Genomic DNA, 26,631 nt, shown 5'->3' with positions numbered 1-26,631 from the left:
AAAAATAAGGAAATACTCCGAGTTATTGCAATTCTTTCATGTAAGTAAGCTGATATCCGGGTAAAAGTTCAGGATGAAAAATTTTAATATAGTCTTTCAACACCAGATCTGCACGTACCACACCACTTTCGAAGAAATCGTTTGCCTGTGCTTTTTCTTTTCCTGTAATCACATAGATTTTTCCTTTATTGAAAACATTCAGTTTGCTGTAAAAAGGATTCATGCTAAGCATTTCTTTTTTGGAGATATGATTTCCTGCGTTGATCCAATACTGTACTTTACCGGATTTTGCAAAAACCTCTTCAAAACTCATGGTTACAGCCTTCTGATCTGTATTGTCTTTAAGAATATATTCTGCATTGGCATCGGAAATAAAATTAGCAGCAGAAGTTTTTCCTCCCGGAAGATACCATACATCTCCATACATTTCGTTTGCTAAAACAATTGGTTTTTCTTTTGCAGTAAGCGCCAGTTTTTTCAGATCACTGTAGTTTTTTTCAACTTCGGCGAATTTTGTTTCCGCTTCTTTTTCTTTTCCTAAAAGTTTTCCGAAAAGCTTAATGTAAGCTGTCTTTTCCAAAGGTTTCTGCTCCAGATATTCATCCAGAAAGACAACCTGAATGCCGTTGTTTTTCAGCAATTGGTAGGTATTGTCAAAACTTGCAATGTGATTGGTAAAAATGGCATCTGGTTTCAGGGAAATAATTTTTTCCACATTATATTTCTGTTCGCTTCCCAAATTCTGAATTTTTCCCTGCTTAATTAAATTCTGAATTTTTTCAGAATAAATATATTCGGGATTTGATACACCGATAATGAGATTTTCTGCATTCAGTTCCGAAATATAACCCGCCATACTTGCATTCAGCAGGATAATTTTTTTAAACGGAATCTGATTTTTCTTGAAATCATAGGTGAAATTTCCGGATTTGATGTGTATTCCTCCATTCTCTTCTTTGTACTGCACCAAATTTGAAACTGAAACAGCTTCCGAAGGTGAATTTTTTGTCTCTCTTTTACAAGAGGTTAGCGCGAAAAACGCGATTAATAGTAAAATTCTCGGTTTCATCTTTCAAAGAAAAGAAAAAAGTGCTATATTTGCAAACCTTTAAACGATAAGGAAACAACGGCCTCGTGGCGCAACTGAATAGCGCATCTGATTACGGCTCAGAAGGTTACAGGTTTGAATCCTGTCGAGGTCACAAACTGCAATATACTTTTATTAAAGAAAATTGCAAAAAACAGGAATAATAAGCATTTACGGTTAAAAAGGAGTAATCCCAAAACTATAGATTTTGCTTATTATTCCTTTTTTTGTCACTAAGCTTGGCACTAAATGTTTTTCCAGTGACAAAAATGACCGGTTAAAATTAATTTTTTAACTATGCTAGCAAACTCACTTTATTCATCGGCTTTTTTTGGCAGCGCTCCAATAATAAAAGCTATGAAACATTCATTTTTTTTAAAAACAGATTATAAAAATAAAGATGGAAAATATCCTCTTTATTTAAATCTTTATATACATGGTCAAAGAAAAAGAATTCCGGTTGACATTTTTTTGAAAAAGACGGAATGGGATCAAAAAAGGCAAGTTGTAAAACCTGCAGATATGAATGATCTTAATCTTTTACTCAATGAATTAAAAGCTCAGATAAATAAAATTGAAATACAATTCAGGCTTAACAATCAAGTTTTAACGGTTGAAAAGTGTGTGGAACTCATTAAAAGGCCGGATTTAAGTATTGATTTTATTCCGTTTATGGAATATGAAATGGACTTGAAGTCCATGACTGAAGGAGCTCGTAAAAATCAAAAAGTTATTTTGGCTAAACTTAAAGAATTCAGATCAAGTATTTTATTTGGAGAAATTAATGACAAGTTTATTTTAAAGTATCGTAGATTCTTAATATACAATAAAGGTAATGCTGAAGTAACCGTTGACAGCAATGTTAAAATTGTAAAGCATTATATTAAAATTGCAAAAAAAAGAGGATATCAAATAAATATTGATGTCGAGGATATCAAAATCAAACAGCACCGATCTCACAGAACTAATTTAAATCTTGAGGAAGTTGATAGAATGAAAGAATATCTTTTTTCGTCCTTTATAAGCGATGCACATAAGAAAAGTTTAGGATATTTTTTATTCAATTGTATGACAGGCTTAAGAATAGAAGATTTGCGTAAATTAAAAAGAGCGGATCTTAACGATGAATATTTTAACTTTTGGAATCAAAAGTCAAAAAAACAGCAAGTCCTAAAAACAAATGTAACTTGTAAAAAGATCCTGGAAAATGATGAGAATTTATTTATCAATCCGATTACAGCAAAAACAATAAATGAAACAATTCAAGATGTTGCTAAATTTCTGGGAATTCGCAAACATCTTTCAAATCATGTGGCCAGACATACCTTTGCAACAAATTACCTCAGAAAAGGAGGTAAAATTGAAGATTTACAGGTTTTATTAGGACATTCGAACATAAAAGTAACAATGATCTATGCTCATATTGTTGAGGATGAAGTTGTGGAAACCTTACACCTCTTGGATTAAATAAAATAACAGAGACTAAAAAGTCTCTGTTTCTATCTCAACTGAATAATATTTTTTCGAAACAGAGTTTTTCACCCAGGATTTAATCCAATGTTTCTTATTATATGCAAAGATTTCTGATCTGATATTATACTTCCTGATCTTTGATTTTGATATTAAAAACGTCCATTTGTACGTGAAATTAGTTAACCTGTTCAAAAACCAATCTTTCACGGATTCTGCAAAGTAAGTTCCATGCAGTCCGTCAGGATTTTTGGCGTGATTATCTCCATTTTGGTCAAGACCATCGTAATGAACCAGCATTAAAGAATTTCCTTCGTCATAAACTTTTGCAGTTGTTACAGCTCGGAAAACTTCTAAAGGAAGACAAAAGCCATTAATAACAATTTCAGTTGTATCTTTTGGCAAAATAGCTTTGTTTAGCTGATATCCATTTTCATCAAAAAAAACATCGTCGAGCTGAACACCTTCGACATCCGGAAATTTTATATTAAAATACTTTTTGTCATTTCTTTGACGAATTGGATCCTCAATTTCAAATTCTCTGAAATCTTCCGGTTCTTTTAATTTGTCAATTACGATCCTGTTCATCGTTGCTACATTATTTTCAAAAGTAAGATCATAATTTCTCCAGTTTTTTATAGTATTTACCAAATCCCCAAAAGTCATATCCGGAAGCGCTCTTCTGAGATCTACTCTATCAAAATTAAAAACAAACGGAATAGGATCTCCGGAAGTGGTGTTTTGTCTCATTGGATTTATTTTTATTTCTGCAACTCCAATATTTACAGCATCTGCAGTAAAACGATCGCTAAAAACTCTTCCGAAAAATTCAAAGCTAAACTCTGGAGCTGTTTCCGCTTCATCAACTTCGATTTCAATAATCTGATCGAAATTAATAAACTGGGATGTAGTTCCACTACCATATATATTTAGGGTAACACCGTTTTTTTTAATAGTAAGTGAACAGTTTGCATCATTATTTGTTAAACAGCTTCCTATTAAACGATACTTTCCTGGAGCATCAATTTTAAATTTCTTTGTCCAATGTCCAAAAATATTTCCGGCAACGATTTCATTATCAAAAAATTCAGCTGAAAACACATAAGTTTTTTGATACTTCTGTTCCCCAGTGGTATAATATTGCTCCGGAGAATAAATGCCTTTTTGCTTCAGCTGTGGATCTTCAAGGATATCGCCCTGAAGAACAAAACCTGCATCCTGAAAACCCGCTTTTAAAACGTGCAATAAATACGGAACCGGTTGAATGATATTTCTGTTTAAAACATCCCAACCATTAACATTTTCCTGAATTTCATTACGCGGAAATTCTTTAATATTAGTTCCTGCAGTTAAAATTCTATCATTTATAAATGAATTAAAATTTTTCCATCCGTCCTGTTCAGTGTCGTACTGAGTAGTATAAAGTTTCGGAAAATTATAATTTGTTTCCGGATACTTTTTCGTAACAATCTCGTTTGCGTGATCATAAATATCGTTGACAAGTTTAAATTCTACAGGAAGATCCTTTAGCTTTTTTTCGAAATTTGGAAGCTCTTCGAATCCTGAATCAATCTGAATACTGGCCCATTTTTTTCTAATCTCTAAAAACTCGAGAACCCCCTTTCTTATTTTACCTTCAAAAACGTGATATCCTTCATGCTTTTGCTTCAAATTATTATTGGTTAATGAAGAATATTGTCCATTTTCACTTAGAAAATTCCTCGTATAAAAATATTTGAATGGTAATGTATATTTTGTCCAGATTGAATCCTTAAAGCGCGGATTTTCTTCAGTGAAATTCGTTTCGATACCAGTCAGTCGAATGATAGACTTTTCTGTGATAAATTGATCAGTTCTAGTCCTCATTCTCCAAAATTTTAAATTCGATATCCATAGAAAAAGTATTCATCCCGGAATCCTTTAATTCATTTTTTGTACTGATAGGATAAACTTTATATCTAATCCCTTCAGCATACACAAAACATAGTCGTGATTTCAATAGATCTGTAATTAAATCAATCTCTTCTTTCAAAATCCAGCCTGTATTGACAGTTAATGTTTTTTTAGCAACACTGTCAAATTTTTCCTCCAGGTAATCATCAGATTCTCCCAAAACATGTTCAATTTCAACAGGGATTTTAACATCTCCGGAAGCAGAAAACCAGTCAAAAACTAGATTTTGATTTTCCCATTCAATATGGATGATCCTTTCCGGTTCCGGAAGAGGAATAAACTGCATCTCATTCGAAGCAATAATCTTTTTTTGCAGTTCCGGTTTAAAACTTGATCGTAAAAAAGTAAACTGATCAACATTAAATTTTGGTGTGTGAACAGGTTTTGGTAACGTATATTGAGCAAAAAGTTGATTTAATTCGTCCTTCTCTGAAAGCCTGTCTACATTAAGTTTAATAATACTTTGATTGTATGTACCTCTAATTGGATAATCTGAAAAAATTGGAAAACATTTTGGCTTTTTCCCTGGAGCAAAATATATGTTATCAATGATGAATGTTGACTGAACTTCATCAAGCTCGTTCATCTCCTCAAATTTCATTTCAACTAACGAAAGACTATATTGATACACCGGATCCAAAGAAGTGGTAATATCTGAAGCTCTAATAAAGAAATCCTGAACTTCATCACCTGGAAAAATTTCAACCGAACCTTTGAAATATGGAAATGTATATTCTTCTTCCTCCTGGTATTGTTCACCATATCCATTAAAGAACATTTTTAAAGTCATTTTAACATAGGTAGACGATGAAACAGTTTTATTTAAAATAACCTTATTTGGATCTTTTGCAAAGTAATAGTTTGATCCGAAAAAATCATGAGTGATAGCCTGAACAACACTTATATTTACAGTTACTTTTTTTACAACGCTTCCGGAACGAAGAAGGATTTCTCCGGAATAATTACCAACGGAAAGTGTTGAAGAATTTACAGTTGTAAAATTCAAAACGCCGTTGCTAATTACAGCTGTATCAATGAATGACGGCTTACTTTCAACGACAATTGTTAAACTATTCGGATTAGAAATATTTGAGGAAAACTGTTTTGTCTCAGATAAATTTTTCTGAAGTGAAGTATTTACAGATGACGGATTAACATAAAAAATTGTATTATCATTAATCACCTGTAAATTTACCGTCACTGTTTTTACTGCTGATCCAATTTGAATTGTTACTGTTCCGGAGTAATTTCCTACAGCTTTATTTTGAATAACCGTATTATTTTGAAACTTCAAATGTCTCTGAGAGTTTACAGAATCTTGTGTAAGATTAATGAATGGATCAGTTGCTGTAACAGTCACCGGATCCGTGACAAAAACTATAATTTTATCATCGCCGGATAAAAGTCCATCGGCTTTATTAAAGGTTAAATTATAGGTGTTTTTGTCGGTTGAAATTCCTGTTCCGGCCTGTACCGTAACTGAAATTTCCGTATAATAAGATTCTACAAAATGTTCCTGATTGCTACTGTCAATTCCATAAGCTTCAATAGTGATTGGCTGCACATGATTTCCAACTGATAAATTATCCAGGTTCTGAAAATCACAAAAAACCCTTTCTGTATTAAGATTGGATTGGTTAAAAGTATCTCCTACAAGCTTTACAGAAGTAAGATTTACAAAATCTACCGAACCTGAAGCAATATTTTTTTTAATTTTAAATCTATAATTTGAATATGTATAAACAAATTCCAATTCAGGAAATACAAAGTCCTGAAATAATTGTCCCGGAGCAGCGGTTCCCATCTGCCAAACTTTATTTAATTGCGGTGGATTAATTTTCCAGTCTCTGATCGGAACATCGACAATTGTAGATATCGTAGAACAAGCAGAACCGCCCGCGTGTCCTGGTGGGCAAACTAATACGTATTGAGTTTCTTGTTTTGTTCTAATTGGCATAAGTAAGGTATTTTATTTTTAAAAAATTTCTTTTGTTTATCAGTGTTTCGCTCTAGGTAATTCCATATTTCAATGGCAAAACTGTTCAGGTAAATGATTAAGCGCTCAGGTCTTTGCTCAATGGTCCTGGCTTCCGGAAAAAGGAGATCCTTATTCCGGATCAGTTTTTGAAATCCAGCCATTGAAACGATAAAATCAATGTCCTTTATTTTGTATTCTTCAGTAAAATCTCCATTCAAAATTTTGGAAACTGAACCTACGAGATAGATATCTTCTCCAGTAATTTCTTTGGCTCTCTGGCTTATCAAATCGCAGCATTCATTTAGAATTGCAGATTCGAAAATTTGAAGGTTTTGGAAGTTATTTTCTTGCATTTCGGTTTTCAATTGTTTCGATTTCTTTTATTGCCACTTTCATTAATTTCCCGTTTTTCGCATCAGCAACCATATAGGATTCGATACCTTCATCATCTATTTTCTGAAGAAGATTTTTCACTTCAGACATGACCTGCAGGTTTTGGCTCACAACATCAATTAAATTGGTTTGGGATTGAGTTGGATTGACTTTTGGAGAATCTGAACCCGGATCTGAGAATCCTCCTTCTGCAAAAGGTTTTGTTTTTCCCTGGCGAACACTTTCTAAATAATCAATCACCTGAGCGGTTTTTGGGTTCTGAAGCATCCAAGGAGGAGCGACCCATTCATTAGCATGAACAATTCCCGCCGGAACAAGACCTGTTTCATCAGGATCTCCAAATCCATTTTTCGAAGTGAAACCTCCTTTTGCAAATGTTGGCTTATCCGGAAGAGGCGTTGACATTACAGTTCCTAATTGTACGGCGCCCAGGGTTCCAATCAATACGGCTGCGATAGTACCCCCAATAGGACCTAATTGGCTATATGCCTGCATGATTGCTAAAGATGTATTTGCAATAATTTCAACAATCTTTAAAGCACGTTCTGTTTTCGCTTGTTTGTAAGCTATTTCAGCTTTTTTATTGGCCGTTTCAGCGTCTAATCCCTGAAGCTTTTTATTGTATTCTTCCTGAGTGATCAAACCGGAATTCAACTGCCCTAAAAGATCTTTTTTCTTTTTATCATTGTTCTTTTCAAACTTTGCCATTTCTCTTTCGGCAAGTGCATTCTGCAGCTGATAATATGCCTGAAAAGCATTACCTAAAGCACCGATAACCATTTTTAAAGCTTTCAGTTTCCCTTCAGTAGTATCCAAGTTCTTCCAGGCTTTTTTCCAGTCTTTTGCTGAAAAACCGAGAATATCAATTTCCTCTTTTTTAGTATCGCCTTCTTCCTGTACTTTTTTATCATCAGCTTCAGTACCTCCTTTCATTGCTGATTGTACCTCTGTGATCTTACTTTTAAGATCGTCAAGATCTTTTTTAAGTTTTTCGGTAGCTTCAGAAGAAAGTGAAGGATCCTGAAGTAATCTCTCAAGTAATTTTTGTTGTTCCTTCAGAAAATCTTCTTGAGATTTCAGATAAGCACGGTCTGCATTTTCTCTAAGAGCTTTTTTGGCATCTTCTAAAGTCTCTATAGCCTTTAATTCAGTTTCAGTAAGTTTCAGATATCCCATTTCAGAAAGAGCAGCCTTAGCCTCTTCCATCGTGGTAATATTGTTGATTGAATCTTCAGCATTTTTTCTAGTAAGATCAGCTGAACTCTGGAGAAATTCAACATCCTTTTCATATTTTTTCGTTTGGTATTTCTCTTCAATTCTCAATAAATTGAATCCATGAGTTTGGAAGATCTGATCCTCAATTTTAGTATTAGCGGCGATCAGTTCCTGTCTTTTTTTATTTGCATCCTGAAGGCCGGCAATAGCATTTCCAAATTCAGCAGCTGCAGCAGGGTTTTTTGTTTCCTTTTTATCGCGTTCAAGCTTCTTTATTTCATCATCAGTTTTTTTGATCTGATTATTAAATTCGTTGGTTTGTTGCTGAAGTTCAGTTTTTCGATTTTCATAGTCTTGCAGCTCAACATCCCATTCCTTTTGCTTACTTTCTTCCCAAATTTTGAACTGCTCGTCAATCCTGTTTTTTTCAAGTTCATTCGCTTTTTTATCAGCTTCAGCTTTTGCTTCGTTGGCTTTATTTACAGCGTCTCTCGCTTTTTCAAGATCATCAGCCTTTTTCTTTTCCAGGTTTTTATCTTTATCCGGAAGAGGAATATTAGGAGGAACAACAGGACCAGGATCTTCAGTTTTTTTAGGCTTTCCGGCTTCAAAAATATCCAGCAAAAATTTATCTTTTTCCTCGTCTTCTTTTCGTTTGGCCGCTTTGATATTTAATAATACCTGTTTTCTATATGCAGCAGCTGCAGCAACTTCTTCTTTTGAAATAGTTCTGGGACCGCCTCCGGAAAGTTCATTTGCTCCGGAGAAGCTTGTACCCTGTGAAGTTCTTGATTGTGGATTTTTAATTATTTTGTCCTGTTCGGCAATATCATCATCAAGTTTCTGATCTCTTTCTAGTCTTTCAGCCGCCCTTTCTTCTAGTTTTTTTTGAGCTGCACTGGCTCTGGCCGATGCAATAATTGAATCTCTTAATTTATTGTAGCTGTCTTCAGCTTTGCCATTCATTATAATTTCATCAGAAATATTTTTGAAATAATCCGGATATTGAGCTTTTAATTCCTGGATAGCTGCTACTTTATCTTTTGTCGATTTATTAACATCTGTAGCCTTTTTATAAAGCTGATCCAGGGCGCTGATTTCTTTAGCTGAATTTTGAGAAGCATCTTTACTTAATTCATCGAGAGTTTTTTTGTTTTTGGCAGTTTCATCCAACTGATCTGAAAAAACTTTATAAGCAGCAACAGCTGCAGCGATCAAACCAATTAAAACCCCAAGACCATTTCCATTCGTAGTTGCATTAAAAACAGCCATCGCCTGCCGAACCCTTCTGAGACTACCAGTAAGAATACCTAAAGCGACATTATAAGCTAAAATTGCGACCTGGCTTAACCAAATGGCTGCAGCTTTTGCCTTATCTGCAATGATGCTTAACCATGTTGCACGCGTTGCATTGTTTGTAATTAAGATTGATAAAAGAACTCCAGCATTATAACCTAGATAACCGGCAATAACAATTTTTATAATATTGATAAGAAACTTCAGCCTTTCTTTAAAAACATTAATTCCATCACTACCTTCTGAAGTTACTCCTGTAAGCCAACCTGTAACCTGAATAAGTTTTTCAAACTGATTAATGACATTAGTAGATGTAAAAATATCATTGTAACCATTTTTAATTTTTTCCAGGATTGCCGGAGCATTATTATTTTTTTTATTGAATTCGTCCTGAAGAGAAGTTGCTTTAGACATCTCGACACCTGCAGTTTTAATCGCTTTTTTAAATTCTTCAGTTTTATTAGCAGCTGCACCAACTGCCTTTTGAACCTCAAGAGAGTTTAACTTTAAGCTTTCGTAAACTTTAGCAGTTCCAGGAGCGTCAAGACCTTTCATACCAGCAGCGAAACGAAGGAAAAATTCTTCAGGCTTGGTATTCATTAAGCTTGTAGCTTCTGCTACGCTCATGTGCATTGATGTTGCAAAACCTTCAATATTTCCTGCAGCTGTACTTATGAAATTAGAGAATCCGGAAGAAGCAATCTGAGCATCAATACCAGCTTCTTCAAAGGCGGCTCCAAGTCCCAGAACTTTATCAACACCCGGCTTTAATGCATCTGGAAGGGATCCTACTCTTAAAGCAAACTGCGAGATATTTCCTTCCGAGGATGTTCCGGAAGCCGCCAAAGTATTAAGGGCTGAACCGATCCTATTAATCGCGTCAGCATATTCAAGATCTTTTGTGTCTTTGAAAAGCCCTTTTATTTTTCCGAGCTGATCAACAACACCTTCCAAGCCGCCTTCAAAACTATCTCCTAAAGCAACATAGGCTTTATCAACTTCCTGAACGAAATCTTTCATTTCCTGGATGGGAACCCCAAGACGTCCTCCTACTTCAGCAATTTTAAGACGGTCAAGTTTGCTGGTTCTTGTGTCCATAGCATCAAACTCAGTCCAAAGATCTTTTACCTGCTCCGTTGACATTCCGCTAGTTTTTTCAACATCTGTCATTGCATCTGCAACCTTCAGAAGTTGATCAATAGTTTCTTTGCCTTTATCTATAATAACATCGAAAAATTTTTCAGCGACATTTGCAGAAAAAACCTCCTTAAAAGTATCTCCAAACTTTAAAAGTCCGCCTCCAAATAAATCTAAGAAGCCAGAAGCTTTGTTAATAGAATCGTTGACTCCGTTAACTTCATCTCTAACTTCAGCTAATCTTTGTCTTGCCCGTTTTAATTCTTCTGCTTTTCTTACAAACTCAGCAGAACCAACAGGAAGCCTTTTTAATTCAGCTTCTAATCTTTTGGTTACACTGGATATGTTTTTAAATGTGTTTTCAACCTGATTCCCGTTGATATAAAGAATACCGGTTGTGGTAATTGTTGTACCTGCCATTTTCGTTAAGAATTTGTGGCAATGTCGATTTGCAGGTAATTTTGTGAAAGGACATAAAAAAAGCACCCGGAGGTGCTACAAATTTTCTAGAATTTTTTTGACATTTACCATAATAGCTTCAGATCTGATTCTGGCAATTTCAACCATTACAAAATCCTTTACACCAGATGAATCCACAGCATCATTAATAAATGGCTTTGCTGCCATCTTCATCGTATGTGATTTAAAACTATACGTTGTATTGCCTTCGCTTCGTTTTCTGGACCCTCCGGATCTTGTAGTATCAACACCGGCATTTTGAATAAAGCCGTGTTTTGGCATTTTGATAGATAAACTTCTCATATAAAAGCTTGGACCGTATTTCTGAACTTTAGAAACTGCAGTAGCATCTTTAATTGATTTCTGTTTACTATTTCTATTGACGTGATCTGCGAACGATGAAGTTTTTGCTCTTAAAGATGTTTCAAGCATTTGCTCCGCTTTTCGGGCAACCTGCTCTTCATTTCTATACATGTAGTTAATTTCCGGAAAAATAAAAAATCCCGATTCCTGGTTAAAGGACATCGGGATTTGATTATTCTATTCTTTCGTATAAATTCCAGACTAAAATTCTCGCTACTTCTACATCTTCGTATTCAGCTTGAATACCTTCTTTCTTATTAGCTTTAACCGTCTGAATTCGTTCCGTTAATATTTTCTGTGATTTTTTATATCCAAGTTCTGTTAAAACATCAAAAACATCATGCTCAGTGATCGGCTGATCGGGAATAACCCCTTTAAACCATCTTAAAATTGCACTTGTTTGCATTTCAATTTTATTACCTTCAGGAGTAGTAGAATAATATTCCTGAATAATATCTTTCATAATTTGGATATAGTCATTCATTGATTTTAAGTAGTATATTTTTGATGAAAATTTCTTAACGTATTTCGATATGCTTTTTGAATATTAATTCCCCAGGCTTGAGCCATTTTATCAGATGAAATGAATTTGCAGTAACCGATACCATTTTTAAAATTCATTTCGAAACTACCATTGAAAAGCTTTGCGAAAGCTGCTGGAGTAATTAGTTTTCTGGATCTTCTTTTTTTTGCAATTACTTTACTATTTCTTCCGGTAATTGCTAATTGAGTTGTGTTTGACATTTTTTATATTTTTTAAATTAGCTTACAAAAGAAACCCCGTTAATGTGGGGTCGTCAAACACATACTAATCACGAGGATTAAGTAAACCACATCTCCGGGGCAAATTTATATAGATTCCGTAAAAGATAATCTGCATTGCTGATTAGTATATGTTTGACATGGCAAATATAGGAAAAAAAGTAAAAATCCAACATCTTAAAATCTATTTTTTAAATTTTGCCAAATAGATCGCCGAAATTACAGCTTGCATCTTTAAGGTAACACCTTCAGTCTTTGTTTCTATAATATGCTTTAAGATATCCATTTCCGGAACGCCGTGCTTTTTTTTAAGCACAATGATAAAACTTCCAATGATATCTAAATTTTCCTCCGTTTCCTGTAGTTTATAAAGAGTCAAAAGCATTCTAAATCTTGCAACAATTTCATTTCTCGGAGGCATTCCGACAAATTCAGTTTCCATAATGGAGTAAGAATCTAAGTTCAAATTAACTTTTACAGGGATATTTTTTTTCATAAAATTATTTATTTACAAATATGATCCAAATCTTTCCAATCTGCAGAATCAACTTTAAGAATTTGCTTGTTTTTTAAACTGAATAAAACATCAACGCCAAAATCACTTGTAGAAAGTTCTACTGGTTTAATTTCAACTGTTTCTTTCAAAAATGAGTTGTATAGAAAGTGATCCTGATTGCTACTATCAATTCTAATCCTGGAAAGAACTTTAATCGCCAACTTTTCAGCCTCATAAATAGCATTATATTGAGCTTCAAAATCACCTGCAGGAATTTTATTAAACATGATCGCAAACCCAATTTTCCGAACAGCAATTGTATTTTGATCATTTCCTTCAAAACCCAACTCATAACGGAACAGTGCTAGAACCGGCGCTTTTATTCCTCCTACTTTTGCCTTTTTTGAAGTCCATTCTCTCTCAAAAAAAGCCACGAACTCATTTAGAAAATTTGATTGTTCAACCAAATTTTCAAAATAATCTTTCATTTCAATATAACTATTTTCCTTCATATGCTGCAGCTTTTGCTTTGTGGTATAATATACTTTCTGACAAAACGCTCAAGAATTCATAAATACGAACATCATTAATGTCTTGTTTTTTTCCAAGTGGCTGAAGTTCATCCATAGATAAACCGATAATAATTTTATCAAAAGGAATGTATTGTTGATCTTTTTTCTTGAATACCGGTTGCAATTTTTTTTCCTCTTCAGACTCTTCTTTTTGCTCCGGAAAAACTACTTTGTATTGATCAGAGATTGATATCCTTGTAAACAAATAAGCCAATGCAATGGCTTCCATTTTCTTTACAGGAATATTTCTGGTGATTGCGTCAACTGCAGGAAGATCTAAATCATCATATTTTTCATTTATCCTATAAAGTGATGCTACAAGTCTTTTTAATTTTAGCAGGGATCTGTCTTCATTCCATTGATAAAAAAAAGTATCAATGGAAGAAAATTGTCTGATTGAAATATTTCCTAATCGATCTGCTGGTTTAATAAGTCCAGGAATTTTAGGAAATCTGTAATAATTGTTTTTTTCTAAAAGAAAAGTAGTGTATTTACCAAGTTCAGATATAGGAACGTCTCTGATCAATTTGAACAGTTCAAATCTATGAATTGCTGTATCTTCTTTTTGGTAAACTATAGAAATCATTCGAGGATAAACCTCATGAAAATTCTCCGGAGGTGTATTTATGTACAAATGAGCAATTTCCTGAATTTGCCATTCGTTTAATTCGCTCCAGGAACTCGCGATCCAAATATTTTGTGACATTGCATTATTTTTGCTGCAATCTCAAAAAATGAAGTAATTATGAAAAGGACAATAAAATTAGTCTACGAACCTCAGGAAGAACGCTGGTTAATTATATACGCAACGGATTCTCTTTGCTATTGCTATAAGGTAGATAACGTAAATCCCCCGATGTTATCGAGGGTATTTGAAGTAGGATATAATCCTTATAAAAGAGAAGAAGTCGTTGACGAAATGAGTGAGTTTGTTCAGGAAGAATTTAAAAAAATAGAAGGGAATTAAAGAACGTGTTTTTTCAGAAGTTCACCCCAAAGAAGATATCCTGCTGCATTTAGGTGAATTCCGTCTATTGTATATTTCTTATTCATTTCTGATCCAGACAAAAAGTGAGAATTGAGATCTATAAATGTTAGTTTATTATTTTTACAATAAGAATTTAGCAAGTCATTATATTGCTGAATCTTTGGATTTAATAATTTATTTTCAAGAGTAGTCGGAAGTACGGATTGAATATAAAGCTTCGTTGTGGGAGTTTCCTTTTTTATCCTTTCACAAATATTTTTAAAATTTTCAAAAGTCTTTACTACAGGAATATCCTGGCTGATATCATTTACACCTATTTCAAGAAATATTTCTTTAGGTTTTCCGTCGGTAACGAATTTTAATCTGGATAAAACATCAGAAGTAGTGTTTCCAGCAATACCTCTATTTTTGATATTTAAATTATTAAAAGTTTCCTGAAGTGGAAATCCCTCTGTTTTACTATCACCTAAAAAAATGATATCTTTTTTACTTTTTTTAAATGAATTCTGAAGGTCCAATTTAGCTTTGTCAAGAACTTTTTTATTAAAAGTATAGGTAACTAAAGAATCATTTTTTTTAATTTCGGTGTGTCTCTCATCCTTTTTAGCACCACAAGAAAACAATAAAAGTAAAAGGAATAAGTATTTCATGATTGTTTGTTTTTACAAATTTATAAAAAAATTATTTGTGAAAAAAAACCACCTGTTGGGTCAGGTGGTTAGCTTCAACTCAAAATTTTTGAAAAATGATTCCAACTAATATCGGAATGTTTTATGAAATTATTGAATTCTTACAACAGAAGAAATTCTAACTTGATTTTCAGAAATTTCAACTTTTAAAAATTCTTTTAATTTTTCTAATGCTTTAGTAAATCCTCCTGCGCGAACGTTGAAAACGTCACCATTGTACTTTAATCTATATAAAAAGTCCATATCTTTTAATTGTAATTATTAGTATGTTTTGTTTGACTTTGTAAAGATATGTAGACTATTTTTTATAGCCTTACGGTTTTCCGTAATTATAAAAAAAATAAAATCCCCACATTACGCGGGGATTTTTATTTAAATACTTCTTTATAGACTTTCAATTTTTTTTCTCTATCCTGAAAGCCATTAGAATCTCCATACGCTTCTGTGAGACGACCCTTATTAATTATGTCAGAAATTGCATCCAGTTTGTCGCGATCTGCATAAATATTCAGCTTATTATCTTTCCAAAATACTAAAGCTGCTATTAATGAATCAGCTTCATTATTTAACAATTCCGGATCCTTTACATAATCTACTCCAGTAACTATTGATAGTCTTTCAAAATTAGCTTTTCCAGTAGTTCCGATCATGCCCCCGGCTCTATATTTCCACCCGTCACCGGTTCCTTCGTTTCCATTTCCGTTACGATTAGCATAGACATAATTTGCCATCTTCTCCGGATTACGTAAATAAAGTGATATAAAAGCATTTGACTTACCTTTAAAAGGGGTATAAAACGCTTTTTTAGCGGCGGCTATTGTAGAATAATTTAAATTCTCTCTAATTGCTTTCATCCCGCTTTCGTGATCAATTTGCGCAAAAAAATGCGCCTTTCTTAATGGAGAAGTAATATCAAACTTATCCAACTGAGATCTATATTTTTTTGATAATTCTAAAGCCTTCATCTTTTCTTACTTATTCTTTCTATTAAATTCATATACCAATTACTTTTTTTAGCCCAGTTCCAGAGCAATCGTAACAACTCCCGGAGCATAAACCCAGCAATAAAAATATAATACCATGGATATGCTTCTTTATACTTATCTAAATATTTGACAACGGTCTTATAGGTGATTTGTGATTTATAAGTAACATTAGACCAGTATGTGATTTTTGTAACAGTTTTTTTTGTGATAAAGACTTCCTTTTTCTCTGCTTTTTTTTCAAAACTTATTTCTGCATTGGTTGTTCCCTGGAACAGCTGACCATCTGGAGAAGTAAAATTGAAAAAAGAATTTTGTCCATTCAACGGCTTAACAGAAATATTAAACCCATTATTCTCAATTTTGATCGAAGCATTTTCAAAAGATTGAATATTGCTTTTATTTCCGGTGGATTCCTTAAAATCTATATTTTCATTTCCTTCAGATGTAGAGGAATATTTACTTTTCTTTACTGATCCACACGAGATCATAACAAAACTAACTATCAGTAGTAGAATCTTTTTCATTAGATTGAGATTTTATAAGTTTATTGATCAGATCTTCTTTCTTTAAAACTTCAATAAGTTCCCTGAAGCTCGCATCTGTTTTTCTTCGAAGTTTCGCATCTCCTTTTTCTCGTACTGATTTTGCTTCAGTAAAAACTAAAGCTACAGAACATAACAATGTGATAACCGGAAGTGCTGAAAGCGGAAAAGCTAAATAATATGAAACAGGAATTAAAGCATCAAAAATTAATGCAAAAACCATCATAGCATAGTAATAACAAAATTTCTGAATACTTCGACGAAAGCCTTCAGAAGTTGTATGTTCTCCCAAAGCCTTTGATTTCCGTACCCCGAAATAAAGGTCAATCAAAATTGCCAGAAGCACACAAAACCATGCTCCGGATACAACAAATAATTTAAGCCATAAGGCGTGATAATCGTGTTTTATAAGTTCTAAAATCATTATTAAAGTTTATAGCATTTGTCTGTAAAACGCGTACATCTGAAGCGTGTCATCAGCGAAATTTTTAAAGTAGTTATAGTGTGGACTGTTAATTGTATAATTTCCAATCGCTGAATGACCAGGATTATTTGGGTGAACGTGATCACCAGAATCATACAAGGGATTTAAAATTGTGCTTCCTTGAGCTTTAGTGACTGAATAAAAGTCAAAGTAAATAGAGAAGTTACCGACTATATATTGCTGAAAAGCTTCCATTGATTTTACTCCATTAGCATAAGGACAAATTGGGATAAACGTAATTCTACCAGCATTTAAAACTTGCTTAAATTGCTGAACAGCATTTTTCCAAACATCTATGTTAGGATCATTTGTTCCCATTGCATAAACAATCCTGTCAGGCTTAACGTAATTTAGAATTTCTTCCAGTAATAAAATAGCGTCAGCACTTCGATCTCCAGGACCGCAAAGCCTATTCCATCCAGTAAGACCAACCCAAGACAATTCAGGTGTAGTAGCTGCACTTCCATTTGTTATGGAATCTCCTACAACATAAGTTCCACCAACAGGCTGTGAGCTTTCAAATTTATAACTTGAAATTTCCGTTACCTCAGATGTAATAAGTTTTAATTTGTGAATAGCAAAAACAACATTACTTGCATCTAAGGTTACTGTCTGATTTGTTGAAAGATTTTTAACCGCAAAAAAGGTACTCCAAGCATTTTTTAATATTGAAAATTCAAGAAGATCTCCCGCATTATAACTTATGGCATCTGTACTTACTCGTAGAGAACTATCATAAGAAAAACTGCTACATAATTTATTTTGAGTATTTATGTAAAATTCTCCTGTATAATTACCAGCTGTATTATTTATAAAAAGCTTTAAACTTTTCTTATTCGAAACAATAGTTCGCTTCCATTGCCAAAGACCAGAAACATACTTAAACTGCAAGGGCTTTGTTATATCAGCTGGACTTACTAATTTATTATTAATAATACTCCAACCCGCTGAAATGTCAGTTTCAGACAAATTACTGAAGCTGGAATAATTCTTTATAATCCCTATTTCCATTATTTTAAATTTGGATAAGTGTATAGTCCGATGTATTTGCCTGTACTAAGGAAGTAGGCTTTGAGTTACCCATTGTAATTCTTACACCAGCAATGTTGGTTCCGTCCGGATCAAAAATTTTCCCCGCTTCCCATTGGCTTTCCGGAATAGAAAAGTTTGCCCATCTTCCATTTGCGCCGGCTCCTACAGTAGTAAAATTTCCGGTTAAATAGTTCACCCCTTGATAATTGAAAATACCAATATTATATACACAATCATTAGCTGTAACAGTGTGATTTGGGAATTCGAAGGATACAAACCAAGTATTGATCAAAGCAGAAGAAGCACCGACAGCATTAACCTTGAATTTAGGCAGTGGAATTGTGTTGTCGACTTCTGAAGTGTTAAGAACTAAAGCTAAAGGTTTTAAAGACGCTGTAATCGGTCTATGAAACATAATTGTTATCGGTTTTGAATAATCAATATCCGATTGAATTTTAGTTGTAAATGCTGCATTAAAAGTAATTGGATATCCATTTGGAATTATCTCTTTTACTTCAATCGCATTAGGCTTTGCGTTTGTAGAAACGTAGCTAAAATTTGCAGGCCCGGAAAGAGTTGTTTTAGAAACTGATTTATTATTCTCAAACTTAATAAAAGTTGAAAATGGAATTTCAATCATTCCTTGATCCGTTGGCATATCGACTTCGAACTTCTGCCAGTTGGCTCCGTCGTACGAAAGAATATTCAATTTTCCTGCTGCGAATACTAAGCCCCCTGCGTTTGCATAAGTTCCCGGATTAGCAAAAAACCATTTTTGTTGTCCAGGTGTAACTACAATATTACTCGCTGGCGTTACGATACCTCCAAAAGAAGAAGTGAGCATTGTATCATCAGGAATAATCGTGGCAATTGAAGTCAAGATCAAATTCAAAATTTGTCCTGTAATTTCTTGAATCCCGTTCGTAGTAACGAACTCTTCAATTGCATCCAAAATTTCTTGTTTAGTCATATTTTTTAAAAAAATCGTTATTAAAATCATTATTGAAATCGCCCGGTTTGGAAAAATGATCAAGAGGCTTTTGATAAAGGAAAACTGAGGAATTGCAATTCAAAGCAACTGCAGCTCCGGAATTGTCTTCATATTTTTTACCAGAAGAAATATCTGCAGTTTCCATAAAAGCCCTATTGACTGAATGACCAATTTGCCAGTTGTTTCCGTTGGCATCCTGAATAAAAAATATTAGAGGAACATTTTTACATCGCTGTACAAAGCCCAGAACCGAAGGAGTGAATCCCAAAATAAAAACAGTTAAGTTTGTAATAGTTCGTTTTTTCTGTTTTGAACCGTTAAGAGAAATTTTCAGTTCATTTTCATCAACCAGGATATCGATATATCTAAGCAGTTTATTTTTCCTCATTAGGATGTCGTCACTGATCACAATTTCGCTTTCAAATGATCCTGCAGGTTTAGGCAAAGGAGTAAAGAAAAAATACGATGCAGGAGCAAAATATAATCTCGTTTTCAGTCCGGAAATAAAATCTATTTCCGGACAATGATTAATGTTCTCTATGTCTATGTTTTCGAAGCTCATTACAGGTACAAAAAAACCGATATCACTATCGGTTTAAAAGGACATTAAATCATGTAAATTCCTGAAGTTCTGGATTGCGGTTTGCTTTCAGGAACCGGCTCTGAGTAGCAAGGAAATTCTGAAAGATTTTTCTTTATAAAATCAGTGATCACTTTCATACTTGCATCTCCAAGCTTCACGAAATTTTTTCCTGAATTTATTTTTGCATCAGGCGTTAAAACCTGCGATTTTTGCCACGGAAGTTCTTCGTATTGAATAACGATCGCATTCTGAAGAAAAACAAAATTCGGCATCAAAGAAGCATAATATAAAGCATAACAGATATTAGCCTGTTTCAAAAATTTATATAGTTCGGGCTTCAATTTAATTTGTTCAATACAATCCGGTTTAATTTTATCCAGAACATCCAATGAATAAGCCTGAACCAAATATGTCTGAAGCATTTTAAAAACCTTTGGAGAATTCTTGATAGAATAAATTTCTTCAAATTCAGCCGGCGTTTTTATATTCTCAGAAACATTTTCAAAAAATGGTATAGAATTTTTCAGCGCCTCAATTCCTGCAATTTTTGTTAGAGCTTCAGAAAATAATTTGTCAGCAAATTTCAAAAGTGATAGTCCCAGATCTCTAACATCCCACCAGGGAGCCGACTTGGATTTTTCCTGTATAAACTCCTGAACACCATAATTTGTGATATGGACTTTAATTTTTGGTATTGCCAGGATAAATGAATAAAGAACCGATGCTTTTGTAAGAAGCCTGAATATTTCTTTCTTGTTATCCTCAGTTTCTTCTTTTAACTGCAGATAAATTTCTTTTGGAATTATCTCAAATATTTCTGAGAATCCTAATTCCTGATCAATTAATTTCCAGTCAAATTCTCCAGGTAAAATAAAATACTCCGGGAGTGTGATTTCATCAATATAATATTCCATTTTTTTGTCGCATTTTTACACATAATTAATTGACAACTTTTTCTTGACCGTTTTTGTTTTTGTCTAAAGTTGTAAGATTTATATTTGGGAATTTTCCGAAAACAGTTAGATCCCAGGAATTCCAGATTTTTATAATTTCAAAAATCTGAAGCGTTCGAATTTGTTTTATTGGAAGTTTCGCACAAAGAATTGTCCAGGCTTCTCTTTTGTCGGATCCGGAACCGCTTAAGGTTTTTCCTCCGAATGCTCCTCCACTGATTAAACAAGGATCAATTCCCATTGCTGTCAGTATCTCATAATTAGCTGCAGAACCATCCAGAAGGAAATCTCCATTTGATTGAGTTTGCGGAACTTCATCGATCTGGATTCCTTTTATTTCTTTTCCGGTAGAACGGTCAATAAAGAATGGTGAAATAATGGATTTTCCTCCAGCTTGATTTCCCTGCAAATTATCATGAATGAGATCTACGAGCTCCGTTCTTTTTTTCTGTCTTTCTTCCGGAGAAAAAAGACTCCAGTCCTGGCCGTAAATGTGAGAAAAATATTCGTCCGATACATGGATCAGATATTTAATATTCAGCTGCTGTTCAAACATTGCTTTTTTGAAAGCCGGTATTGACAGAACTACATCAACCCATCCATTTTTGAATGAAGCATGCCATCCAACGGACGGATAAGACTTCTCAACAAGTAACGTATCAATAACCGGAATGGTAAACTTCCGGATCCCCTTTTGTTTACAATATGCTTTAATTTCTTCTACAGGAATATTAGCATTGAAACACGGAATAACAGTTGTCTTTTTTTCATCGTATTTTTCCCAATCGGTATTCACTCCTATATTGTTGATGATCCCGTTCGGATCCGGAGTCTGAAAACGGCAATCAGCCGCTTTAATCCTTCTTACAGAAATAATTTGATCACCATTAGGAGAAAGTAAATATTCGGGGAATGCAACGCGGAAAACCTCATAATCCGTAATAATTTCTGCAAGAGTAATATTAAAGTTTGTACGATAATAAAATGCTGCGATATCCGGAAATGAATCAACCAGTCTTTCCTTAAAAATTATAGCTTCTTCAGTTTCGGTTCCCTGGTAAAGACGGAAGCCTGTTCCAAAGTGAGCAGCCGTCAAAACTTCCAAACCGCCGATTGCAATATTTGTTTTTTTAAGCTTCTCAGCGAACTCTTGAGGATAAAGATTAGATTCACCCCACGGAAGCCATTTTCCACCAATTAAAGAGTCGGTAATATTAGGCTTAAATGTAGAGTGAACCGGATCAGTCGTTTTGTTAAAAAATACTGCAGTTTTATTATTTAATCCTCCAACTGCATAAATTCCTTTTGAGATTTCCATCAGTTTTAGACGACATCACAGCCGTTAAATTTTATAATGAATAGAATGTTAATTTTCTTAATCCCTTGATCCGTTTTTAAATTTCGGGTTCGGTTATCAAAGTGATTAGGATTTTTAAAAGCTCTGTCTTGAGATAATCGAATCTTTCCAGGAGTTTTTGGAGCCTGCATTAAAACTGCATTCTCGTACGTTATTAATTTTCCTCCGGATTTATTTTGATTGTTATAGGTTCTTACAGTTATCGAAAAGGGAATTGGGTTTTTATTTGCATCCAATTTTTTCATTTCCGTGAGAACTTGACTCAAAAAGATTGCTTTTTGCATGAGCCAAATATCAAACTGAATGATTGCCAGGGAAAGGACATCAATTTATTTTCTCTTTTTACATGTTTCATTCTCATGATGAAAAAATATAAGTGCAAGGATTTAAATAAATTAAACTTTGGATCAGCCCGCCAAAAACGCGTTTTTTATCATTATTTGCATGTGCTGCACAGGGCCGCCTTATCTTTCTCTACAATTGCAGGTGCTGAAAAACACGAAATATGCCTAAAAAAGCCCAATAATTCACTTTTTTAGGGTGCATTTTTGGGCTGTTTTTAGGTCGATTTTGAGCCATTTTAGGGCTCTATTTTGCTCTATTTTATAGGTATAAGTTCGTAACTGGAAAGGAAGACAGGGACCTCGGATCAACCAAGTGCCAGAATTGCCAGTATAGATTATAGTCAAGCGTATCACTGAAGTGAGTCGCATGTTCCTGCAGTATGGTCTTACTTCTTTCAGACGACTTGTCTTTCTCGAAAGCGTCATCTCCCTTCAGTGGTGCATTTTCCATTGAGATAATCAAGTTAGGACAATTATCAGCGTTGATCCTTACTGAAGGAAGACGGTAATCTGTTTCTGCAAGTATAGTATTGATCAGCTGATACTTTTCAGCATGAGGCGGGTTGTTAGTGTTTGGTGTCTTATTGATCACCACCCATCCGGCTTTTCTTAGCTTAATGATCACATCTTCTGCAAGTGTAGTTTTACTGTTTGCTTCTTTATTATTTCCATATCTATCGTAGTATAAGTGAATCACATTACTACTCGCTTTGTGTGGCTCATAGTAATCGATAAAGTCTTGCACAAGATCATCCAGGATATCCGGATTCTTCCTGAAGAATTCCTTTACAAAGTTGATAGAGTTTTGCATTGCCGAATACTGAGAGACAGTCATACAGTTGATCTTTCCACCAAAGTCTAGGTTAAGCTGTAATGGCACGTTCCTGATCAGATCTGTATCATACTTACAGCTGGGTGTAAACTTCTCAGTAACGCCACCCATTAGATCTATGTTGTACTTATGCTGATAGTAATGTTTAGGTTTTAACTGAGCATAGAACCCATCTTTAACCCCGCGCGGCCTTATGTTCATTATCTCAGCGTTGAATTGGGTCTTTGACAGCGCTTCCTTCTGCATGTCCTGGATCCAACCTCCCTTCAGGTTATGAGCATTAACGAATGAATTAAACTGAAGGAAACAGTATTTCTTAGGATCTTCTTTGGCAAGCTTCTCTCTATTAGTGAACCATTCACCTTTTTTAGTCATTGCCACCGATGAAACAAACACCTGAGCGTGTAACATAGATGCCTTACTAAAGATCGCCTTCTTTGCCCTGTTTGTTGTCAGTACGTTATCATATAGGCGCTCATAGGTCAATAGCGCCGCTTCGTCACCAATAACCCAATAAGAATTTAATCCCCTTCCGGAGTTTGGATTGTCAAGCGATACCAGAACCGCAATCGCTCCGTTCCTGAAATGGATCACATTGGACCAACTGGAAGGAGCCTGAAAAGGCATCTCAAAACCTTCTTCTTTACCACATCGACCTACAACGTAATCAAAGCCTTCAAAAAGCCCAAACATCTCCATTCCTTCTTTTGTAGACGGAAGAGTTCTGGACTTAATCTGTACAAATGTTTCACCGACAATAATACCGGTAGAACGGGGCATTTGTTTTACAGCTTCTTTTATAAACCATCCGAGCACAGTAGATTTTCCCGTTCCCCTGGCTGCTTCGATATTGATATTTGGAATTTTGAACTTTTTATTTGCCAAAACCGCGGATGCCTGCATTAGATTCAGCTCAATATTCCGGACCGGCATATTGTGATATAATACAGCACTACTCATATTCTTCCTCGTTTTGTTCGTCCTCGTCTTCAGTAATTTCTTTCCAGTCTACATCTTCAGCTCCAATATTGTTAAAGTTTACCACACCTCCATCAAACATTCCTTTCAGCATTTTTTCAACGCCTCTAGGAATTTTCAGATTATAAACAGAAGCTTCGAGCTTTTTCGGATCAACTTTCTGAGTAGTATCTTCAAAATTGTAAAGTGATTCATATTTCTCCAGGGCTCTTAGAGCCACTTCTTCTTTACCTTTCTTCTTTGCCGATAAATAAAGATCCCAATAACCTTCTGCGATGATCATTTTTTCAGCGGCTATATTAACCTGATCCATATTGCCAAAGAGTTCCATTGACAAATTATAATCCCGGTAGGCAGTCGCCTGGGAAACTTTATAATCGCGCTCAATAATTTTAACGGTATCTTTTGGAGAATATCGGTTGTTACATCGTAAAGCCCAAATGTGCTTTAATCTATCTTTTTTCTTTTCTTCAGCCGGAGTTAACTGTACCGACGTTTCGTCGATATACCAGGCTTTAATCCGTTGAAAAGTGTTGTCTTTCGTGTACTTTACAATATCCATACAACGAAAATATTTGTCTGAAAAAGTGTCTGAAAGGACAGTAATAGGAACTAAAGTGTAATTTTGTAATCCTATTATTTATTAGGTAATTACAAAATTTTACAGAAGTGTAATTGAAAAAATTGATGAAATTTTTAATGTGTAATTATAAAATTCTCCAGCCTAAACTGGAGAATACATATATGATAACAACAATGTGATTGTTGGAGATTGCTAGTATAGTGACAATTTTTTTAATTGCAAAAACTATTTTTAAATAATTTGATTTCTATGTATCATAATATCTCTATAAGACGAGTTGTGATTCACATGGTTTGTAACGGACGTTATTGTTGCTCCAGATATTGGATCCAAATAATTATTATTTTTTAACCATTCACAAAGTTCAACCAATTGACTTTTTTCACTTGTAAAATAAATGAATGGAAAATCTTTCGTGAAACTTAGAATGTCTAAATATTCTGAAAGTTTCCAAAAACTTACATCTTTATAGGATTTTACATCTGTAGACAAATAAGGCGGATCAAAAATAAAAACTACATTTTTACTATTTTGATACTTTTTAATTAATACTTTGTAATCGACCGAAACTCTATCTACTCCTTCCAAATAACCATCAGCTGCATAAATTGTCTTTTGAACTTTATTGTAAAAAGTTTGTTTTCTTAATCCTTCTAAAGTTGTCTCATATTTTCCAGAAAATAATAGTGAGGATGATAGAGTAATAAAATCAATAAATCCGGATTCTTTGGCTATTCTATCCAGGATCAAATTTTTATACTTTACAGATAGCTTTTCATCTTTATCCAATGTTTCTACTATTTTTCTGATATCAGAAAGTAAATGATTTGTTTTGGTTATATTTTCGAGCCTTTCCTTATAATTATCAAAGTCGTTATAGATAACTTTTGATTTAGGATAAAATTGCTTAATAGTATGGCTTAGAAGGCCACTTCCCCCAAATAGATCTATATAAATAGAATCTTCATGATAATGCTTTAAAACTTCTTTAAATTTCTTTAAAAAATTTCTCTTTTGCCCCTGAAATGGCAGCGGCGCCTTTGTGTATTCTCTTTGCATATAAAATAAAAAATTTTTAAATTTTAGTACATGAAAGATTGATTTTAGCTACTTTTGTATTTCTCACCTTTCAATGCGTAATTAACTTCACACAGAAGACTAAAGTCCTCCGCGTGGAGTTATACGCTCTAAATTTGAAAGGTGAGATATTCAGGTTTGCGGAGGATATTTATTGCCTCCTTTGAGAATTACAGCAATATTCATTTTATTTTCACACAACATAAAGGACATGAAAGCTCCAAGCAATAAGGCTTGGAGCTTTGTTTATTATAGTCTGAAAAAATATTTTAAAAAAAATTAAAAATTTATTAGTTTTTATTTGGTGAATGGTAGGAATTTTCCTACCTTTACAGAGTTGAATTAATAAAGAAAAGCGTTCTATGAAATCAAGCGAATTACACCGAAAGGTCAAAAAGAATGGATGGGTTCACATTCGAACAGATGGAAGCCATTACATTTACGAGAAAAACGGCCGAACTTATCCAGTTCCTTATCACGGAGCGAAAGAAGTCGGTAAAGGTCTCGAGAAAAAGATCATTAAAGAAATGGGGCTTTAAGCCCCTATCTTTAATATCGTTTGATATCAGAACGAATAAGTTCAAAAATTTAAATTATATGAAAACAGTTAAAATTATTATTGAAAGATCGGCTGATATGTTCTCTTCATACGCCGAAAATGTTGAGGGTGTTTATGGTGGAGGAACCACGCCCCAGGAAGCAAAACAATCCGCTTTAAAAGCCATAAGAATTCTAAAAGAAAATAATACTGAAGAAAATATCCCTAAAATTTTATTGGGAGAATATGATATTAAATATCAGTTCGATGTTGAAAGTTTATTGCAATATTATAAAGGAATTTTTTCAGCTGCAGTAATTGAAAGATTAACCGGAATTAATCCGGATTTGACGTCTCAATACTCTAAAGGTGTAAAGAAGCCTAGAGCTGCACAAAAGAAGAAAATTGAAGAGGCTTTGCACTCTTTAGGTAAAGAATTATTGGAAATAGAACTCTAGTATTAATTCAACACTTTTACTACAATTTCCAAAAA

At 34.0% G+C, this 26,631-nt stretch carries 29 protein-coding genes and 1 tRNA gene; 5 read left to right on the top strand and 25 right to left on the bottom strand.

The genetic code is table 11. From position 1 onward, the window contains the following. Positions 1-22: 22 nt before the first annotated feature. The gene (locus tag KKI44_RS01410) at positions 23-1,069 is read right to left on the bottom strand and encodes an ABC transporter substrate-binding protein (protein ID WP_214589512.1); all 1,047 of its coding nucleotides are present in this window, start codon (positions 1,067-1,069) and stop codon (positions 23-25) included. Between the two features lie 59 nt (positions 1,070-1,128). On the opposite strand from KKI44_RS01410, the gene KKI44_RS01405 reads away from it, so the two are divergent. Both KKI44_RS01405 and KKI44_RS01400 read left to right on the top strand, forming a co-directional pair. Then, positions 1,129-1,202 (top strand) — tRNA-Arg (locus KKI44_RS01405). A gap of 182 nt (positions 1,203-1,384) precedes the next feature. Further along, positions 1,385-2,554 (top strand): site-specific integrase, encoded by a 1,170-nt coding sequence (locus KKI44_RS01400; RefSeq protein ID WP_250902136.1) that lies wholly within the window; start codon positions 1,385-1,387, stop codon positions 2,552-2,554. A gap of 15 nt (positions 2,555-2,569) precedes the next feature. Here the strand turns inward: KKI44_RS01400 and KKI44_RS01395 are convergent, their stop codons facing one another. The 10 genes from KKI44_RS01395 to KKI44_RS01350 all read right to left on the bottom strand — a co-directional run bounded on the left by KKI44_RS01395 (position 2,570) and on the right by KKI44_RS01350 (position 13,887). Then, positions 2,570-4,423 (bottom strand): hypothetical protein, encoded by a 1,854-nt coding sequence (locus KKI44_RS01395; protein ID WP_250902135.1) that lies wholly within the window; start codon positions 4,421-4,423, stop codon positions 2,570-2,572. Then, entirely contained in the window at positions 4,413-6,467 is a 2,055-nt protein-coding gene (locus tag KKI44_RS01390; RefSeq protein WP_214589511.1) for a hypothetical protein, read from the bottom strand. Before KKI44_RS01390 ends, KKI44_RS01395 begins: the two co-directional genes overlap by 11 nt. After that, complete coding sequence (locus KKI44_RS01385; RefSeq protein ID WP_214589510.1) at positions 6,428-6,841, bottom strand: hypothetical protein; 414 nt, start codon at positions 6,839-6,841, stop codon at positions 6,428-6,430. Before KKI44_RS01385 ends, KKI44_RS01390 begins: the two co-directional genes overlap by 40 nt. Further along, a complete protein-coding gene (locus KKI44_RS01380; protein WP_214589509.1) occupies positions 6,828-10,949 on the bottom strand; it encodes a phage tail tape measure protein in 4,122 nt (1,373 codons plus the stop codon). Before KKI44_RS01380 ends, KKI44_RS01385 begins: the two co-directional genes overlap by 14 nt. 75 nt (positions 10,950-11,024) lie before the next feature. Continuing rightward, entirely contained in the window at positions 11,025-11,462 is a 438-nt protein-coding gene (locus tag KKI44_RS01375; protein ID WP_214589508.1) for a hypothetical protein, read from the bottom strand. 61 nt (positions 11,463-11,523) lie between these two features. Next, entirely contained in the window at positions 11,524-11,835 is a 312-nt protein-coding gene (locus KKI44_RS01370) for a hypothetical protein (RefSeq protein ID WP_214589507.1), read from the bottom strand. A gap of 5 nt (positions 11,836-11,840) precedes the next feature. Continuing rightward, positions 11,841-12,095, bottom strand: coding sequence for a hypothetical protein (locus tag KKI44_RS01365; protein ID WP_214589506.1), 255 nt, complete (start codon positions 12,093-12,095; stop codon positions 11,841-11,843). Between the two features lie 202 nt (positions 12,096-12,297). Continuing rightward, entirely contained in the window at positions 12,298-12,609 is a 312-nt protein-coding gene (locus tag KKI44_RS01360; protein WP_214589505.1) for a hypothetical protein, read from the bottom strand. 8 nt (positions 12,610-12,617) lie between these two features. After that, positions 12,618-13,121 carry a hypothetical protein gene (locus KKI44_RS01355; RefSeq protein WP_214589504.1) on the bottom strand — a complete coding sequence of 168 codons (504 nt, stop codon included), beginning with the start codon at positions 13,119-13,121 and terminating at the stop codon, positions 12,618-12,620. Then, positions 13,108-13,887 carry a hypothetical protein gene (locus KKI44_RS01350; protein WP_214589503.1) on the bottom strand — a complete coding sequence of 260 codons (780 nt, stop codon included), beginning with the start codon at positions 13,885-13,887 and terminating at the stop codon, positions 13,108-13,110. Before KKI44_RS01350 ends, KKI44_RS01355 begins: the two co-directional genes overlap by 14 nt. Before the next feature lie 39 nt (positions 13,888-13,926). Here KKI44_RS01350 and KKI44_RS01345 point away from each other — a divergent pair, with 39 nt between their 5' ends. Then, positions 13,927-14,148, top strand: coding sequence for a hypothetical protein (locus tag KKI44_RS01345; RefSeq protein WP_214589502.1), 222 nt, complete (start codon positions 13,927-13,929; stop codon positions 14,146-14,148). On the opposite strand, the gene KKI44_RS01340 is transcribed toward KKI44_RS01345, so the two are convergent. The 14 genes from KKI44_RS01340 to KKI44_RS01275 all read right to left on the bottom strand — a co-directional run bounded on the left by KKI44_RS01340 (position 14,145) and on the right by KKI44_RS01275 (position 25,582). After that, the gene (locus KKI44_RS01340; protein ID WP_214589501.1) at positions 14,145-14,819 is read right to left on the bottom strand and encodes a GDSL-type esterase/lipase family protein; all 675 of its coding nucleotides are present in this window, start codon (positions 14,817-14,819) and stop codon (positions 14,145-14,147) included. The two genes, KKI44_RS01345 and KKI44_RS01340, sit on opposite strands and share 4 nt — an antisense overlap. 129 nt (positions 14,820-14,948) lie before the next feature. Then, positions 14,949-15,101, bottom strand: coding sequence for a hypothetical protein (locus KKI44_RS01335; protein WP_214589500.1), 153 nt, complete (start codon positions 15,099-15,101; stop codon positions 14,949-14,951). 125 nt (positions 15,102-15,226) lie between these two features. After that, a complete protein-coding gene (locus tag KKI44_RS01330; RefSeq protein WP_214589499.1) occupies positions 15,227-15,823 on the bottom strand; it encodes a glycoside hydrolase family 19 protein in 597 nt (198 codons plus the stop codon). Beyond that, the gene (locus tag KKI44_RS01325; RefSeq protein ID WP_214589498.1) at positions 15,820-16,368 is read right to left on the bottom strand and encodes a hypothetical protein; all 549 of its coding nucleotides are present in this window, start codon (positions 16,366-16,368) and stop codon (positions 15,820-15,822) included. The genes KKI44_RS01330 and KKI44_RS01325 overlap by 4 nt, the downstream gene beginning before the upstream one ends. Then, positions 16,340-16,810: a phage holin family protein gene (locus KKI44_RS01320; RefSeq protein ID WP_214589497.1), complete on the bottom strand. Its 471-nt coding sequence runs from the start codon at positions 16,808-16,810 to the stop codon at positions 16,340-16,342. The genes KKI44_RS01325 and KKI44_RS01320 overlap by 29 nt, the downstream gene beginning before the upstream one ends. Positions 16,811-16,819: 9 nt before the next feature. Continuing rightward, entirely contained in the window at positions 16,820-17,881 is a 1,062-nt protein-coding gene (locus KKI44_RS01315; RefSeq protein ID WP_214589496.1) for an SGNH/GDSL hydrolase family protein, read from the bottom strand. A gap of 4 nt (positions 17,882-17,885) precedes the next feature. Beyond that, on the bottom strand, positions 17,886-18,872 hold the full coding sequence (locus tag KKI44_RS01310) for a hypothetical protein (protein WP_214589495.1): 987 nt from the start codon (positions 18,870-18,872) through the stop codon (positions 17,886-17,888). Beyond that, positions 18,865-19,455 (bottom strand): hypothetical protein, encoded by a 591-nt coding sequence (locus tag KKI44_RS01305; RefSeq protein ID WP_214589494.1) that lies wholly within the window; start codon positions 19,453-19,455, stop codon positions 18,865-18,867. The genes KKI44_RS01310 and KKI44_RS01305 overlap by 8 nt, the downstream gene beginning before the upstream one ends. Before the next feature lie 44 nt (positions 19,456-19,499). Next, positions 19,500-20,390 (bottom strand): DUF6712 family protein, encoded by an 891-nt coding sequence (locus KKI44_RS01300; RefSeq protein ID WP_214589493.1) that lies wholly within the window; start codon positions 20,388-20,390, stop codon positions 19,500-19,502. Positions 20,391-20,415: 25 nt separating this feature from the next. Continuing rightward, complete coding sequence (locus tag KKI44_RS01295; protein WP_250902134.1) at positions 20,416-21,747, bottom strand: hypothetical protein; 1,332 nt, start codon at positions 21,745-21,747, stop codon at positions 20,416-20,418. Between the two features lie 5 nt (positions 21,748-21,752). Beyond that, positions 21,753-22,070, bottom strand: coding sequence for a hypothetical protein (locus KKI44_RS01290; protein WP_250902133.1), 318 nt, complete (start codon positions 22,068-22,070; stop codon positions 21,753-21,755). 319 nt (positions 22,071-22,389) lie between these two features. Beyond that, positions 22,390-23,922 (bottom strand): hypothetical protein, encoded by a 1,533-nt coding sequence (locus tag KKI44_RS01285; RefSeq protein ID WP_250902132.1) that lies wholly within the window; start codon positions 23,920-23,922, stop codon positions 22,390-22,392. Beyond that, the gene (locus KKI44_RS01280) at positions 23,915-24,502 is read right to left on the bottom strand and encodes a hypothetical protein (protein WP_214589492.1); all 588 of its coding nucleotides are present in this window, start codon (positions 24,500-24,502) and stop codon (positions 23,915-23,917) included. Before KKI44_RS01280 ends, KKI44_RS01285 begins: the two co-directional genes overlap by 8 nt. 252 nt (positions 24,503-24,754) lie before the next feature. Continuing rightward, positions 24,755-25,582 (bottom strand): DNA adenine methylase, encoded by an 828-nt coding sequence (locus KKI44_RS01275; protein ID WP_214589491.1) that lies wholly within the window; start codon positions 25,580-25,582, stop codon positions 24,755-24,757. Between the two features lie 380 nt (positions 25,583-25,962). Between KKI44_RS01275 and KKI44_RS01270 the strand changes: the two genes are divergently transcribed. Together KKI44_RS01270 and KKI44_RS01265 are read left to right on the top strand one after the other, a co-directional pair. Beyond that, the gene (locus KKI44_RS01270) at positions 25,963-26,139 is read left to right on the top strand and encodes a type II toxin-antitoxin system HicA family toxin (RefSeq protein ID WP_214589490.1); all 177 of its coding nucleotides are present in this window, start codon (positions 25,963-25,965) and stop codon (positions 26,137-26,139) included. 58 nt (positions 26,140-26,197) lie between these two features. Next, positions 26,198-26,596, top strand: a complete 399-nt coding sequence (locus tag KKI44_RS01265; protein WP_214589489.1) for a type II toxin-antitoxin system HicB family antitoxin — start codon at positions 26,198-26,200, stop codon at positions 26,594-26,596. Positions 26,597-26,631: the final 35 nt, after the last annotated feature.

The sequence above is a fragment of the Chryseobacterium sp. ZHDP1 genome (genome assembly GCF_018603435.1).
In the GTDB taxonomy this organism is placed as follows: domain Bacteria; phylum Bacteroidota; class Bacteroidia; order Flavobacteriales; family Weeksellaceae; genus Chryseobacterium; species Chryseobacterium indicum.
Note: the sequence above shows the minus strand (reverse complement) of the source record. Positions and strands in the feature narration are given on the sequence as shown.

Coding starts and splice junctions, on each gene's coding strand:
- KKI44_RS01410 (WP_214589512.1), bottom strand. CDS start 1,069: ATGAAACCGAGAATTTTACTATTAATCGCGTTTTTCGCGCTAACCTCT.
- KKI44_RS01400 (WP_250902136.1), top strand. CDS start 1,385: ATGCTAGCAAACTCACTTTATTCATCGGCTTTTTTTGGCAGCGCTCCA.
- KKI44_RS01395 (WP_250902135.1), bottom strand. CDS start 4,423: ATGAGGACTAGAACTGATCAATTTATCACAGAAAAGTCTATCATTCGA.
- KKI44_RS01390 (WP_214589511.1), bottom strand. CDS start 6,467: ATGCCAATTAGAACAAAACAAGAAACTCAATACGTATTAGTTTGCCCA.
- KKI44_RS01385 (WP_214589510.1), bottom strand. CDS start 6,841: ATGCAAGAAAATAACTTCCAAAACCTTCAAATTTTCGAATCTGCAATT.
- KKI44_RS01380 (WP_214589509.1), bottom strand. CDS start 10,949: ATGGCAGGTACAACAATTACCACAACCGGTATTCTTTATATCAACGGG.
- KKI44_RS01375 (WP_214589508.1), bottom strand. CDS start 11,462: ATGTATAGAAATGAAGAGCAGGTTGCCCGAAAAGCGGAGCAAATGCTT.
- KKI44_RS01370 (WP_214589507.1), bottom strand. CDS start 11,835: ATGAATGACTATATCCAAATTATGAAAGATATTATTCAGGAATATTAT.
- KKI44_RS01365 (WP_214589506.1), bottom strand. CDS start 12,095: ATGTCAAACACAACTCAATTAGCAATTACCGGAAGAAATAGTAAAGTA.
- KKI44_RS01360 (WP_214589505.1), bottom strand. CDS start 12,609: ATGAAAAAAAATATCCCTGTAAAAGTTAATTTGAACTTAGATTCTTAC.
- KKI44_RS01355 (WP_214589504.1), bottom strand. CDS start 13,121: ATGAAGGAAAATAGTTATATTGAAATGAAAGATTATTTTGAAAATTTG.
- KKI44_RS01350 (WP_214589503.1), bottom strand. CDS start 13,887: ATGTCACAAAATATTTGGATCGCGAGTTCCTGGAGCGAATTAAACGAA.
- KKI44_RS01345 (WP_214589502.1), top strand. CDS start 13,927: ATGAAAAGGACAATAAAATTAGTCTACGAACCTCAGGAAGAACGCTGG.
- KKI44_RS01340 (WP_214589501.1), bottom strand. CDS start 14,819: ATGAAATACTTATTCCTTTTACTTTTATTGTTTTCTTGTGGTGCTAAA.
- KKI44_RS01335 (WP_214589500.1), bottom strand. CDS start 15,101: ATGGACTTTTTATATAGATTAAAGTACAATGGTGACGTTTTCAACGTT.
- KKI44_RS01330 (WP_214589499.1), bottom strand. CDS start 15,823: ATGAAGGCTTTAGAATTATCAAAAAAATATAGATCTCAGTTGGATAAG.
- KKI44_RS01325 (WP_214589498.1), bottom strand. CDS start 16,368: ATGAAAAAGATTCTACTACTGATAGTTAGTTTTGTTATGATCTCGTGT.
- KKI44_RS01320 (WP_214589497.1), bottom strand. CDS start 16,810: ATGATTTTAGAACTTATAAAACACGATTATCACGCCTTATGGCTTAAA.
- KKI44_RS01315 (WP_214589496.1), bottom strand. CDS start 17,881: ATGGAAATAGGGATTATAAAGAATTATTCCAGCTTCAGTAATTTGTCT.
- KKI44_RS01310 (WP_214589495.1), bottom strand. CDS start 18,872: ATGACTAAACAAGAAATTTTGGATGCAATTGAAGAGTTCGTTACTACG.
- KKI44_RS01305 (WP_214589494.1), bottom strand. CDS start 19,455: ATGAGCTTCGAAAACATAGACATAGAGAACATTAATCATTGTCCGGAA.
- KKI44_RS01300 (WP_214589493.1), bottom strand. CDS start 20,390: ATGGAATATTATATTGATGAAATCACACTCCCGGAGTATTTTATTTTA.
- KKI44_RS01295 (WP_250902134.1), bottom strand. CDS start 21,747: ATGGAAATCTCAAAAGGAATTTATGCAGTTGGAGGATTAAATAATAAA.
- KKI44_RS01290 (WP_250902133.1), bottom strand. CDS start 22,070: ATGCAAAAAGCAATCTTTTTGAGTCAAGTTCTCACGGAAATGAAAAAA.
- KKI44_RS01285 (WP_250902132.1), bottom strand. CDS start 23,922: ATGAGTAGTGCTGTATTATATCACAATATGCCGGTCCGGAATATTGAG.
- KKI44_RS01280 (WP_214589492.1), bottom strand. CDS start 24,502: ATGGATATTGTAAAGTACACGAAAGACAACACTTTTCAACGGATTAAA.
- KKI44_RS01275 (WP_214589491.1), bottom strand. CDS start 25,582: ATGCAAAGAGAATACACAAAGGCGCCGCTGCCATTTCAGGGGCAAAAG.
- KKI44_RS01270 (WP_214589490.1), top strand. CDS start 25,963: ATGAAATCAAGCGAATTACACCGAAAGGTCAAAAAGAATGGATGGGTT.
- KKI44_RS01265 (WP_214589489.1), top strand. CDS start 26,198: ATGAAAACAGTTAAAATTATTATTGAAAGATCGGCTGATATGTTCTCT.